This window comes from Thauera sp. SWB20 (assembly GCF_000831325.1).
GTDB lineage: Bacteria > Pseudomonadota > Gammaproteobacteria > Burkholderiales > Rhodocyclaceae > Thauera > Thauera aminoaromatica.
Genome location: NZ_JTDM01000021.1, coordinates 485,946 through 498,368 on the forward strand (window position 1 = coordinate 485,946; position 12,423 = coordinate 498,368).

Below are 12,423 nucleotides of genomic sequence, written 5' to 3' on the forward strand. Positions count from 1 at the left end.
TTCTTTGTCGGATAATAACAACGTATACTCAACAAAATATCAAAGCAAGTGCTAATGTATCACTCCGATAACGCGTGGTACGGCCACCTGAAGAACATGCAGACGAAGGCCTGGTATGTGGCCGCACTGGTGAGCTGGGGGATCGCGCTCTTCGAGTACCTGCTGCAGGTGCCCGCCAACCGCATCGGCGCCACCACGCTCAGCCTCGCCCAGCTCAAGATCATGCAGGAGGTGATCACCCTGCTGGTCTTCGTGCCCTTCGTCGTGCTCTACATGAAGCAGCCGCTCAAGCTTGACTACCTGTGGGCCGCCTTGTGTATGCTCGGCGCGGTGTATTTCATCTTCCGCAACTGACGCACGCTCACCGGAAAGGCAGCCCAGCATGCTCGACAAGGCCCGCTACATCGTCGTCGAAGGCCCGATCGGCGCCGGCAAGACCTCCCTCGCCCGCCGTCTGGCCGACCGCCTCCAGGCCGAGGCGGTGTTCGAGCAGGCCGAGCTCAACCCCTTCCTCGGCCGCTTCTACCAGCAGTCCGAGCGCTGGGGCCTGGCGACCCAGCTCTCCTTCCTGTTCCAGCGCATCGACCAGCTCTCCACGCGCGGCCCCATCGAGGGCGAGCGTCGTGTGGTGGCCGACTTCCTGTTCGACAAGGACCACCTCTTCGCCGAGCAGAACCTGTCGCCCGACGAACTCGCGCTCTATCGCCGCGTGCATGACGGCCTGCAGCCCGCCAACGCGCCCCGTCCCGACCTGGTGATCTACCTGCAGGCGCGCCCCGACACCCTGATGGAGCGCATCCGCAAGCGCGGCCTGGATGCCGAGCGCCGCATCACCGAGCTCTACCTCGAGCAGGTGGCCGAGCGCTACACGCGCTATTTCTACCAGTACGACGCCGCACCGCTCTTCATCGTGGATGCCGGAAAGCTCAACCCGGTCGACCGCGACGAGGACTTCGAACTGCTGCTCGAACGCCTGCGCGAGATGCGCAGCTACCGCGAGTTCTTCGGCTACGCGGATTGAGCGCAGTCGGCGGGCGCGCGCCGACGATGGCTGCCCGTGCCCGGCACGGGCCGCGAGGCTTGTGCAATGCACCAGTTTGGCCGACACTGCCGCCTCCCAACAGGAGCGATGAATGAGCTATCTCCAGGACCAGAAGCCCGTCACCCTCTTCGAACTCGGCAGGATGCGCGCCGAAGGGCGCAAGATCGCGATGCTCACCGCCTATGACGCGAGCTTCGCCGCGCTCCTCGGCCGCGCCGGCGTCGATTCCATCCTGATCGGCGACTCGCTCGGCAACGTCCTGCAGGGACAGAAATCCACCCTGCCGGTCACCCTCGAGCAGATGGCCTACCACACCGAATGCGTGGCCCGTGCCGGGGCGCGCCCCTTCGTCGTCACCGACATGCCCTTCGGCAGCTACCACGAGAGCCGCGAGCAGGCCATGCGCAACGCCGCCCGCCTGATGGCCGCCGGGGCGCAGATGGTCAAGCTCGAAGGCGGCGAGTTCATGGCCGAGACCGTGCGCTTCCTCGTCGAGCGCGGCGTGCCGGTGTGCGCGCACATCGGCCTCACCCCGCAGGCGGTGCATCAGCTCGGCGGCTATCGCGTGCAGGGCCGCAGCGAGGAAGGCGCGGCGCGCCTCAAGGCCGACGCGCTCGTGCTCGAGCAGGCCGGCGCCGCACTGATGGTCATGGAAATGGTGCCCGCCACGCTCGCCGGCGAGATCACCGCCAGCCTCTCCAGCATGGCGACGATCGGCATCGGCGCAGGCGCCGCCTGCGACGGCCAGGTGCTGGTGCTGCACGACCTGCTCGGCGTGTTCCCCGGCAAGACGGCGCGCTTCGTGCGCAACTTCATGGAAGGCGCGGCGAGCATCGAGGAAGCGGTCGCGCGCTACGCGGCCGCGGTCAAGGACGGCAGCTTCCCCGCTCCCGAGCACTGTTACTGAGCCCGCGTCGCGCACGCGAGGAACCGCAAATGCAGATCCACGAAAACATCGACAGCCTGCGCGCCGCACGCGCGGGCGCCGGACGCGTCGCCTTCGTGCCCACCATGGGCAACCTCCACGAGGGCCATATCGCCCTGATGCGCCAGGCGCGCGAACACGCCGACTGCGTGATCGCGAGCATCTTCGTCAACCGCCTGCAGTTCGGCGCCGGCGAGGACTTCGACCGCTATCCGCGCACCTTCGCCGCCGACTGCGAGAAACTCGCCGCCGCGGGAGTCGAGCACCTGTTCGCGCCCGACGAGTCGGTCATGTACCCGCAGCCGCAGCGCTACCACGTCGATCCTCCCGCAGAGCAGGTGTCGATCCTGGAGGGCGAGTTCCGCGCCGGCCATTTCCGCGGTGTCGCCACCGTGGTCATGAAGCTCCTCAACATCGTACGCCCCGAGGTCGCGCTGTTCGGCAAGAAGGACTACCAGCAACTCATGGTGCTGTCGAACATGGTGCGCGAACTGGCGATGCCGATCGAGGTCGTACCGGGTGAGACGGTGCGTGCCGAGGACGGCCTCGCGCTGTCCTCGCGCAACGGCTACCTGAGCGCGGACGAGCGCGCGCGCGCGCCCCTGCTGCATCACCTGCTCGCAGGCATCCGCGCCGCGGTGCGCACCGGCGAGCGCGACTTCGCGCGGCTGCAGGCAGACGCGATGGCCCGCTTGAGCGCAGCAGGATGGGCGCCCGACTACGTCGCCGTGCGCCGCCGCCTCGACCTGCAGCCGCCGGTGCAGGAAGACGACGTGCTCGTTGTGCTCGCCGCGGCGAAACTTGGCCGCACCCGGCTGATCGACAACCTGGAAATCTGAAGCGGGAGGCTGGATCCGGGTTCGCCCGCGCTTGCATCGGCGGACGGATCTGGTTAAAAACCGTAAAACCCGCAAATAAAGGCCCGGCCGCGACCTGCGGCGCGCATTTCAACGAAGAAGGGGGAGTGGAAAGATGATGACGACGGTAAAACAGATCCTCGAGGCGAAAGGCAGCACCTTCCATGCGGTGCGCCCGACCGACTCGGTCTTCGACGCGCTGTCGCTGATGGCGCAGTTCGACATCGGCTGCGTGCTGGTCACCGACAGCGACAAGCTGGTCGGGATCTTCACCGAGCGCGACTATGCCCGCAAGGTCGTGCTCAAGGGGCTGGTGTCGCGCGATGTGAAGGTCGGCGACCTGATGACGCCCAACCCATACACGGTCGGCCTGACGGGCACGGCCGACGACGTGATGGCGACGATGACCGCCAAGCGCTTCCGCCACATCCCGGTGGTCGAGGAAGGCAAGGTGCTCGGCATCGTGACGATCGGCGACATGGTGAAGTCCATCGTCACCCAGCACGAGAAGACCATCAAGCAGCTCGAGAGCTACATCGCCGGCGACCTCGCCGCGGAGTGAGCCGCGCGGCGACATCGCCGCCGAACAAGCAGACGCCGGAGCCGACGGGAGTCGGGTCCGGCGTCGTCGTCTGCGGGATGCGTCGCGGGGCGCGCGGGAAGGCTGCGCCAGCGTGGCCCGGAAGCGCGCTCATCGCGACTTGCGTCGCTCCCACAGAAACCGCCTCGGCTTTCGAGCCGCGCTGTGGGAGCGACGCAAGTCGCGATTGCTGTGGTCGAGTTGCGCCGGCGCCGCCCCCCGGGCGCACGGATCGCGACTGGCGTCGCTCCTACGAACCCCCTCGGTTTGTCGAGCCGAGCGGACGCCTCGCGGCTCACTCCCCCACCGCCTTGCCGACGATCTCGGCCACGTCCGCCGACAGCCCCTGCGTGGCGAGCACGCGCTCGAGCTGCGGGAGGATGCTGGCCTGCAGCGCAGGCGTGAAACGACGCCAGTTCTCCAGCGCGCGGGCCATGCGGGCGGCGACCTGCGGGTTGCGGGCGTCGAGCGCGATCACCTGCTCGGCCCAGAAGGCGTGGCCGCTGCCGTCGGCGGCGTGGAACTCGCCCGGGTTGGCGCGGAAGAAGGTGCCCAGCAGGGCGTAGACCTTGTTCGGGTTCGACAGGCTGAAGGCGGGGTCGCTGAGGAGCACGCGCACGCGCGCCAGCGCCGGCTCGGCGGCCTCGCCCCAGCGCCAGGCGCCGGCCTGCAAGGCGAACCACTTGTCGAGTACGAGGGCGTCGTCGCGATGGCGGTCGTGGAAGGCCTGCAGCGCGGCGGTGCGCGCCGGGCTCGTGCTGTGCACCAGCGCGGCGAGCGCGCCGAAGCGCTCGGTCATGTTGGTGGCAGCGGCGAAGCGTGCCTCGGCCCGCGCCAGGCCCTCGGCCACGCCGGCGGCGGCGAGGTAGCGCAGGGCGAGATTCACCAGCGCGCGACGGCCGGCGTCGCCCGGGTGGTAGCGATATTCACCCGCTACCTGCAGGCGCTCGACCACCTCCAGCCAGTCGGCGGCGAGGGTGGCGCCGAGCGCGCGCATCATGCGCACCAGCGCGCCGCGCAGCGCGGCGGGATCGGCGGGCGACATGCGCTCGAGCAGATAGGCCTCGCCCGGCAGCGCGAGCGCCTGGGCGCGGAAGGCGGGGTCGAGCGCGGCGTCGTCGTTCAACAGGGCGCGGAAGGCGCGGACGAAGGCCTCCGGCACCGTCGCCGCGGGGTCGGCCGCGAGCGCCAGTGCGACGCGCTCGGCGTAGCGCTGCGCGGCGTCCCAGCGGTTGCAGGGGTCTGCGTCGTGCGCCATGCGGAAGGCCAGGCGCGCATCATCCTCGTCGAGTTCGAGGATCACCGGCGCGGAGAAGCCGCGCAGCAGCGAGGGCACCGGCTCGGCGGCGAGGCCGACGAAGCGGAACACCTGCGCCTCCTCGGTCAGCTTCAGTACGCGCGTGGTCGCCCCGGCCTGGGCCTCGCCCTCGAGCCGCAGCGGCAGGTCGCGCCCGTCCGCACCGATGAGGCCCAGCGCGACCGGAATTACCAGCGGCAACTTGACGTGCTGGCCGGGCGTGGCCGGGGTCGATTGCGCCAGGGTCAGCGTGTAGCTGCCGTCGGCCGCGTTCCACTCCCCGCTCGCCTTCACCCGCGGCGTGCCGGCCTGCTCGTACCAGCGCATGAACTGGTCGAGGTCGAAGCCGTTGTTGGCCTCGGACATGACCTCGACGAAGTCGTCGCAGGTCACCGCCTGGCCGTCGAAGTAGCTGAAGTAGAGGTCCATGCCGTTGCGGAAGCCCTCCTGCCCGAGCAGGGTGTGCAGCATGCGGATGACCTCGGCGCCCTTCTCGTAGACCGTGGCGGTGTAGAAGTTGTTGATCTCCTGGTAGCTGTCGGGGCGGATCGGGTGCGCCATCGGCCCACCGTCCTCGGGGAACTGCGCGGCGCGCAGCACGCGCACGTCGTCGATGCGCTTGACCGCGCGCGCCGAGGCCGCCCCCTCGGGGCCGGCCGCGCGCGCCAGCATGTCGGCGGAGAACTGCTGGTCGCGGAAGACGGTGAGGCCTTCCTTCAGGGTGAGCTGAAACCAGTCGCGGCAGGTGACGCGGTTGCCCGTCCAGTTGTGGAAGTACTCGTGCGCGACCACGCTCTCGACGTTCTCGTAGTCGAGGTCGGTGGCGGTGTCGGGCTTGGCGAGGATGAACTTGGTGTTGAAGATGTTCAGCCCCTTGTTCTCCATCGCGCCCATGTTGAAGTCGGCCACGGCGACGATCATGAAGCGGTCGAGGTCGAGCTCCAGGCCGAAGGTCTCCTCGTCCCAGCGCATCGAGTGCACCAGCGAATCCATCGCGTGTTCGACGCGGTCGAGGTTGCCCTCCTCCACCCACACCTGCAGCAGCACCTCGCGGCCCGACATCGTCTCGACCTTGCGTTCGAGCGCGACCAGCTTCGCCGCGACCAGCGCGAACAGATACGAGGGCTTGCGGAAGGGATCCTCCCACTTGGCGTAGTGGCGCCCACCCGGCAGCAGGCCCGCGTCGACCAGGTTGCCGTTGGAGAGCAGCACGGGGCAGGCCTCGCGGTCGGCTTCGAGCGTGACGGTGTAGCGCGCCATCACGTCGGGACGGTCGGGGAAACAGGTGATGCGGCGGAAGCCCTCGGCCTCGCACTGGGTGAAGAAGCCTCCGTTCGACAGGTAGAGGCCCGAGAGCGTGGTGTTGGCGCGCGGATTCACCCGGGTGACGACCTCGACCACGACGCGATCGCCCGCAGCGTCGATCTCGATGACGCCGCCGTCCTCGCGCAGCGCTTGCGGGGCCTGGCCGTCTACGCTCAGCGACACGCGCTCGAGCGCCTCGCTCCATAGCCGGATCGGGCCGTCGGCGGCGTCGCGCTTGCGCACGCAGGACATTCGGTTGGTGACCAGGGTGGCCTCGGGGTCGAGGCGGAAGTGCAGGTCGACGGTCTCGACCGTCCACGCCAGCGGCCGGTAGTCGGCGCGCTGGATCGTCGGGGCATGTTCGGTTTTCATTATGTTCTCCATCGGCGCCTCGCGGGCGCGGCAAGGGCGCGAGTGTACGCCCTGGCGGGCGAGCCGCACAGGGCGGGCATGCCTGGCGCAAAGCTGCGGTCAGGACCGGTCAGGACGACGGGACCACGGCGCGAGCGGCGCCAGGCTGCCCGCGGCGCGGCTCAGTCGGGCTTGCGGTCGCAGACCAGCACATCGGCCGTCGAACGCGCGAGAACGTGCTTGGTGACGCTGCCGAGCAGCATTTCGCCGAGCAGGCCGTGGCCGCGCTTGCCGATCACGATCAGGTCGCAATCCTGTTCCTGCTCCTGCTCGAGGATCTGCGTCGTGGCCTCGCCGTGGACCACGATGCGGCGCACGCGGTTCTCGTCCACCCCCGCGCGCGCGACCAGCTCGTTCATCTGCGCACCCGCCTCGCGGCGCGCGTTGACGCGCAGCGAGGACAGCGCGCTCTCCTCCACGCCGGCATAGCGCAGCTTGCCCTCGAAGGGCACCTCGAAGGCGTGCAGCAGCACGAACTCGGCCTGCGGGGCCACGCGCCGCGCGAACTCCAGCGCCTCAAGCGCGCGTGCCGAGAAGTCCACCGGCACGAGCACGCGGCGATAGGGCTCGTGGGCGATCTGCTTGACCACCAGCATCGGGCGCACGGACTTGCGCAGCACGCGCTCGGTGGTGGAGCCGATCAGCAGCTCGCGCATGAAGCCTGCGCCGCGCGCCCCCATCACCAGCAGGTCGGCGTCGATCGCCTCGGCGTGGGCGACGATCTCGCCGAGCACGCCACCCACCGCCAGGTGCAGCTCGGGCGTCACCCCGTGGCGCTTGTGCATCTCGGCGGCGAGCGCTTCGACCTCGCCGCGCACCTCCTCGAGCAGCTTCTCCTGCAGCCCGACGGAGTCGGTGTCGAGCAGCTGGCGCAAGGTGTCGAGCGCGCCGGAATTGACCACGTGCTGCAGCGACACCCGCGCACCGAGCTCGGCCGCGAGCAGGCAGGCACGCACCACGGCATGACGGGCGAGCGCCGAGAGGTCGGTGGGGGCGACGAGGGTGCGGATCGGGTTCATCGTTCGGTCTCCTGGGGCCGGTCGGGCGCGTTCGCCCGCGGGCTCGCCGCGGGCTGCGCGGCGGCCGGATCCTGCGCCGGCGTTGCGGACTGCGTGCCGGCAGCTGCGGGTGCGTCCGTGCGGTGAGCGTCCTCGTAGGCGATCTCCACCGCGAAGGCGCGCGCCGCGTAGTCGGCCGCATCGTTGAAGGGGTTGAGCACGCGCTCCACCCCGGCGGCGCCGAGCGCGGCGCCATGGATGTCGTCACGCACCACGCCGGCGATGCGGCCCTTGAAGCCGGCCTCGCCGAGCGCGTGCAGGAAGGCGCGGTTGGAATCCCACTGCGGGAAGGTGGTCACCACCCAGCGCGCATCGGCGAGCGGCAGGGATTCGAGGAAGCCGGGGTCCTCACCGTCGCCGAAGCGCACCGGCAGGCGCTGACGGCGCAGCTGGCGGACGATCTCGGGGTCGAAATCGACGCCGATCACGGCGATGCCGGCCTGGCGGAGCTGCCGCATCAGGCGCGCGCCATAGCGGCCGAGGCCGAACACCACGATGTCGGGCTGCCCCGCCGCCCTGCCCTGGCGCTCGACCGCGAGCTCGCGGAAGGGGCGCGCGCGCTCGAACACGCCGAGCAGCGGCGCGAGGCGCTCGTAGAGCGGCTGCGAGTACAGGATCATGTAGGTGGACACCATGATCGTGACCAGCCCGACCAGGGTGGTGAGACCGAGCGCCTCTACACCGACGTGACCAAGGGTGATGCCCATCGCCACGAACACGATGGAGAACTCGCTGATCTGCGCCACGGTGAGGCCGGCAAGGAAGCCGGTGCGCTTGCGGTAGCCCATGTAGCCCATGATCGCCATGACGATCAACGGGTTTCCGATCAACACGAAGAGCGACAGGATCACCGCCGGCCAGAGCTCACCGCCGAGCGTGGAGAAATCGAGTTTGGCACCGAGGTCGACGAAGAAGAACAGCAGCATGAAGTCGCGGATGCCGGTCAGGCGCGCGTTCATCGCCTCGCGGTAGCTCGTCGAGGCGAGCGAGAAGCCGGCCAGGAAGGCGCCCGCCTCCTTGCTGAAACCGGCCAGCTCGCCGAGCGCGGCGAGCCCGGTGCCCCAGGCGATGGCGAAGATCAGCAGCAGTTCCTGCGTGCGCGCCATCGCGTGCACCAGCCAGGGCAGCACGTAGCGCATCAGCACGAACATCAGCACGCCGGCGCCCACCAGGCGCAGCGCCAGGTGCCCGGCCACGGCGAGGATGGCGTCGTCGCCGTGGCCGCGCAGCGCGCTCATGGTCATCATCGCCAGCACCACGGCGACGTCCTGCACGATGAGGAAACCCACCGCGATGCGCCCGTGCAGGGAGTCGAGCTCGCGCTTGTCCGAGAGCAGCTTGACCACGATGATCGTGCTGGAGAAGGTCAGCGCCACCGCGACGTAGAGCGCGTTCATCAGGCTTTTGCCCATCAGCACGATGATGAGGAAGCCGAACACGATGGTGAAGCCGAGCTGGCCGAGGCCGGTGGCGAGCGCGACCGGGCCGATGTGGCGGATGTGATGCAGGTCGAGCTTGAGCCCGACCACGAAAAGCAGCACGGTGACACCGATCTCGGCGAGCAGGGCGACCTCGTCGTGCGCGGTGACGATGCCGAACACCGCCGGGCCCACCAGGATGCCGACCACGATGTAGGCGATCAGCACCGGTTGGCGGAGGCGCACCGCGAACGCTCCGGCCAGGGCGGAGACGATCAGCAGCACGGCGAATTCGGCGTAGGGCCCGTGGGCCAGCATCCCGGCCATCGTTCGATCCTCGTGTCACCCGGCGAGACACCCGGATACGGGGGCGCGCGGAGCGGAACCAAAGCCTTCGCACGAATGGTACCCGATCCGCGCCGCCAGGGCCGGCGGACGAAAAGGCGCGCGCGGAAACTCGGGAAAGCGCCGGATCAGGCCTTCGCGGGTGCGGGCAGCAGCACGATGCAGGTGCCGGCCAGGCGGTCGTGGAGGAACTGGCGGTCGCGATCGACCAACGCCCACGCCAGGCCGATGCCGCCCAGCAGCACCGAGGGCCAGGCGAGCGCATAGCGCAGCCAGCAGCGCCCGAGCGAGGCGATGCGCCCGTCCGCACCGGTGACGATCTTCAATCGCCAGGTCTGCATCGCGAGGGTCTGCCCGCCGCGCCGCCAGTACCACACGAAATACCCCCCGAGCACGCCGAACACGTGCAGCCAGAGCAACCAGCCGGGCGGGGCGAACCCGGCGGCGATGCCGAGCATCAGGTAGGGAACGAGGAAGGTGAGCGCGAGCACGCCGAGCAGCAGCATCGATTCGTACAGCATCGAAGCGAGGCGCCGGCGCAGTCCGGCGAGCTCGGCGGAGGGGCGGTCGGCTGGGCCTGCACCGGCCGTGTCCTTGAGGGAGGAAGCATCCCGTGCCGGGGGCTGGGCGGCGCGCGCCCCGTCGGGGACGGCCTTGCCGGCCCGGCTCTTGCTGCGCGTCATGAGTCGATCCAGGCCGCCGCATGGCGGCGGCGCAAAAAGGGAAAACGGTAGGGGAACCGGGGAGGAGCGCGTGCGCGAGGACCTGCGCTGCGGCCGCCGGCGGCGGGATCGGGATCGCGGCCCCGCAGGACAACGTCAATCGCGCGCGCGTCGCCGCATGCGCTCCCGGCCACCGCCTGCAGCCTTGACCAAACCGCAAGCGGCCGGTAACGTTCTGCGTTTATCCAAACCCCAATAGAGCGAGTTCGCGATGGTGCTGTCCGGAGCCGAAATTGTAATCAGGTGCCTGCAGGAAGAAAAGGTCGAGTACGTCTTCGGTTACCCGGGCGGCGCGGTCCTCTTCCTCTACGACGCGCTCTTCCAGCAGGAAACGGTCCGCCACGTGCTGGTACGCCACGAGCAGGCCGCCGTGCACGCCGCCGACGGTTTCGCGCGCAGCACCGAGAAGGTCGGCGTCGCGCTGGTGACCTCCGGCCCGGGTGCGACCAACGCCGTCACCGGCATCGCCACCGCCTACTGCGACTCGATCCCGATGGTGATCATCTCCGGCCAGGTGCCGGTCGCCGCGATCGGCCAGGACGCCTTCCAGGAAGTCGACACGGTCGGCATCACCCGCCCGTGCGTCAAGCACAACTTCCTCGTCAGGGACGTGCGCGACATCGCCGCGACGATGAAGAAGGCCTTCCACCTCGCCCGCACCGGCCGCCCCGGCCCGGTCCTGGTCGACATCCCGAAGGACGTGTCGATGCAGCGCTGCGAGTACGAGTACCCGAAAGAGATCTCGATGCGCTCGTACAACCCGGTGACCAAGGGCCACTCGGGCCAGATCAAGAAGGCGGTGCAGCTGCTGCTCGAAGCCAAGCGCCCGATGATCTACACCGGCGGTGGCGTGGTGCTCTCCAACGCGGCCGAGCAGCTCGTCAAGCTCACGCGGCTCCTCGGCTACCCGATCACCAACACCCTCATGGGCCTCGGCGGCTACCCCTCGAGCGACCGCCAGTTCCTCGGCATGCCGGGCATGCACGGCACCTTTGAAGCCAACATGGCGATGCACTACTCCGACGTGCTGCTCGCCGTCGGCGCCCGCTTCGACGACCGCGTGATCGGCAATCCGGCGCACTTCGCCGAAGAGCCGCGCAAGATCATCCATGTGGACATCGACCCCTCGTCGATCTCCAAGCGCGTGCGCGTCGACACTCCGATCGTCGGCGACGTCAAGGAAGTGCTCGACGAGATGATCCGCCAGATCGAATCCGGCGAGGCGCGCCCCAACCCCGAGGCGCTGGCCTCGTGGTGGAAGCAGATCGAGCAGTGGCGCGAGCGCAAGTGCATGGTCTACAAGAACTCGGACGAGATCATCAAGCCGCAGTTCGTGATCCAGAAGCTGTGGGAAGTCACCGGCGGCGACGCCATCGTCACCTCCGACGTCGGCCAGCACCAGATGTGGGCGGCGCAGTACTACGGCTTCGACAAGCCGCGGCGCTGGCTCAACTCGGGCGGCCTGGGCACGATGGGCGTGGGCATGCCCTATGCCATGGGCGCCAAGCTCGCCAACCCCGACATGCAGGTGGCCTGCGTGACCGGCGAGGCTTCGATCCAGATGAACATCCAGGAGCTCTCGACCTGCAAGCAGTTCCGCCTGCCGATCAAGATCTGCAACCTCAACAACCGCTACCTGGGCATGGTGCGCCAGTGGCAGGAGCTGTTCCACGGCGGGCGCTACTCCGAGTCCTACATGGACTCCCTGCCCGACTTCGCCAAGCTGGCCGAGTCCTACGGCCACGTCGGCATCCGTGTCGACCGGCCGGCCGACGTCGAGGGTGCGCTGCGCGAGGCCTTCACCACCCACAAGGACGAGCTCGTGTTCCTCGATTTCCAGATCGACCAGACCGAAAACGTCTATCCGATGGTGCAGGGCGGGAAGGGTCTCACCGAGATGATCCTGTCGGCCGAAGACCTTTGATCGCCTCCTACCGAATCCGGAACACATCACCATGCGTCACGTCATTTCCCTCCTGATCGAAAACGAATCCGGCGCGCTGTCGCGCGTGTCCGGCCTGTTCTCGGCGCGCGGCTACAACATCGAATCGCTGACCGTGGCTCCGACCGAGGATTTCTCGATGTCGCGGATGACCATCGTCACCACCGGGTCCGACGAGATCATCGAGCAGATCACCAAGCAGCTGAACAAACTGGTCGAGGTCGTCAAGGTCGTCGACATCTCCGAGGCCGCCCACATCGAGCGCGAACTCATGCTGGTCAAGGTGCGCGCCACGGGCAAGGACCGCGAGGAGATCAAGCGCACCGCCGACATCTTCCGCGCCCGCATCATCGACGTCACCGACGCCTCCTACGTCGTCGAACTCACCGGCAACCAGGGCAAGCTCGACGCCTTCATCGGCGCGATCGACCCGGCACTGATCCTCGAGACCGTGCGCTCGGGCGTCTGCGGCATCGGCCGCGGCGACCGCGTGCTCAAGGTCTGAGCTCCCCCCTCCCCCG

At 68.8% G+C, this 12,423-nt stretch carries 11 protein-coding genes; 7 read left to right on the forward strand and 4 right to left on the reverse strand.

Annotated features, from left to right (window positions below):
• Positions 1-54: 54 nt before the first annotated feature.
• The 5 genes from PO78_RS19535 to PO78_RS19555 all read left to right on the forward strand — a co-directional run bounded on the left by PO78_RS19535 (position 55) and on the right by PO78_RS19555 (position 3,386).
• On the forward strand, positions 55-354 hold the full coding sequence (locus PO78_RS19535; RefSeq protein WP_043746262.1) for a DMT family protein: 300 nt from the start codon (positions 55-57) through the stop codon (positions 352-354).
• A gap of 28 nt (positions 355-382) precedes the next feature.
• Positions 383-1,021, forward strand: coding sequence for a deoxynucleoside kinase (locus PO78_RS19540; RefSeq protein WP_043746265.1), 639 nt, complete (start codon positions 383-385; stop codon positions 1,019-1,021).
• A gap of 112 nt (positions 1,022-1,133) precedes the next feature.
• Entirely contained in the window at positions 1,134-1,949 is an 816-nt protein-coding gene (gene panB / locus PO78_RS19545; RefSeq protein WP_043746270.1) for a 3-methyl-2-oxobutanoate hydroxymethyltransferase, read from the forward strand.
• 29 nt (positions 1,950-1,978) lie between these two features.
• The gene (panC, locus tag PO78_RS19550) at positions 1,979-2,806 is read left to right on the forward strand and encodes a pantoate--beta-alanine ligase (protein ID WP_004300559.1); all 828 of its coding nucleotides are present in this window, start codon (positions 1,979-1,981) and stop codon (positions 2,804-2,806) included.
• Between the two features lie 133 nt (positions 2,807-2,939).
• Positions 2,940-3,386 carry a CBS domain-containing protein gene (locus PO78_RS19555; RefSeq protein ID WP_004300557.1) on the forward strand — a complete coding sequence of 149 codons (447 nt, stop codon included), beginning with the start codon at positions 2,940-2,942 and terminating at the stop codon, positions 3,384-3,386.
• A 313-nt stretch (positions 3,387-3,699) separates the two neighbouring features.
• Here PO78_RS19555 and pepN read toward each other — a convergent pair whose 3' ends face one another.
• The 4 genes from pepN to PO78_RS19575 form a co-directional block, all read right to left on the reverse strand.
• The gene (pepN, locus tag PO78_RS19560; RefSeq protein WP_043746274.1) at positions 3,700-6,378 is read right to left on the reverse strand and encodes an aminopeptidase N; all 2,679 of its coding nucleotides are present in this window, start codon (positions 6,376-6,378) and stop codon (positions 3,700-3,702) included.
• Between the two features lie 161 nt (positions 6,379-6,539).
• Positions 6,540-7,436, reverse strand: a complete 897-nt coding sequence (locus PO78_RS19565; protein ID WP_043746277.1) for a universal stress protein — start codon at positions 7,434-7,436, stop codon at positions 6,540-6,542.
• Positions 7,433-9,220 (reverse strand): cation:proton antiporter, encoded by a 1,788-nt coding sequence (locus PO78_RS19570; RefSeq protein WP_043746280.1) that lies wholly within the window; start codon positions 9,218-9,220, stop codon positions 7,433-7,435. The genes PO78_RS19565 and PO78_RS19570 overlap by 4 nt, the downstream gene beginning before the upstream one ends.
• Positions 9,221-9,366: 146 nt before the next feature.
• The gene (locus tag PO78_RS19575) at positions 9,367-9,921 is read right to left on the reverse strand and encodes an RDD family protein (RefSeq protein ID WP_082047918.1); all 555 of its coding nucleotides are present in this window, start codon (positions 9,919-9,921) and stop codon (positions 9,367-9,369) included.
• 250 nt (positions 9,922-10,171) lie between these two features.
• Between PO78_RS19575 and PO78_RS19580 the strand changes: the two genes are divergently transcribed.
• Positions 10,172-11,884: an acetolactate synthase 3 catalytic subunit gene (locus PO78_RS19580; protein ID WP_004300548.1), complete on the forward strand. Its 1,713-nt coding sequence runs from the start codon at positions 10,172-10,174 to the stop codon at positions 11,882-11,884.
• A gap of 31 nt (positions 11,885-11,915) precedes the next feature.
• Positions 11,916-12,407: an acetolactate synthase small subunit gene (ilvN, locus tag PO78_RS19585; RefSeq protein WP_004300546.1), complete on the forward strand. Its 492-nt coding sequence runs from the start codon at positions 11,916-11,918 to the stop codon at positions 12,405-12,407.
• Positions 12,408-12,423: the final 16 nt, after the last annotated feature.

Bases quoted from the DNA above. Each gene is read 5' to 3' on its own strand.
- PO78_RS19535 (WP_043746262.1), top strand. From the start codon at position 55: ATGTATCACTCCGATAACGCGTGGTACGGCCACCTGAAGAACATGCAG.
- PO78_RS19540 (WP_043746265.1), top strand. From the start codon at position 383: ATGCTCGACAAGGCCCGCTACATCGTCGTCGAAGGCCCGATCGGCGCC.
- panB (WP_043746270.1), top strand. From the start codon at position 1,134: ATGAGCTATCTCCAGGACCAGAAGCCCGTCACCCTCTTCGAACTCGGC.
- panC (WP_004300559.1), top strand. From the start codon at position 1,979: ATGCAGATCCACGAAAACATCGACAGCCTGCGCGCCGCACGCGCGGGC.
- PO78_RS19555 (WP_004300557.1), top strand. From the start codon at position 2,940: ATGATGACGACGGTAAAACAGATCCTCGAGGCGAAAGGCAGCACCTTC.
- pepN (WP_043746274.1), bottom strand. From the start codon at position 6,378: ATGAAAACCGAACATGCCCCGACGATCCAGCGCGCCGACTACCGGCCG.
- PO78_RS19565 (WP_043746277.1), bottom strand. From the start codon at position 7,436: ATGAACCCGATCCGCACCCTCGTCGCCCCCACCGACCTCTCGGCGCTC.
- PO78_RS19570 (WP_043746280.1), bottom strand. From the start codon at position 9,220: ATGGCCGGGATGCTGGCCCACGGGCCCTACGCCGAATTCGCCGTGCTG.
- PO78_RS19575 (WP_082047918.1), bottom strand. From the start codon at position 9,921: ATGACGCGCAGCAAGAGCCGGGCCGGCAAGGCCGTCCCCGACGGGGCG.
- PO78_RS19580 (WP_004300548.1), top strand. From the start codon at position 10,172: ATGGTGCTGTCCGGAGCCGAAATTGTAATCAGGTGCCTGCAGGAAGAA.
- ilvN (WP_004300546.1), top strand. From the start codon at position 11,916: ATGCGTCACGTCATTTCCCTCCTGATCGAAAACGAATCCGGCGCGCTG.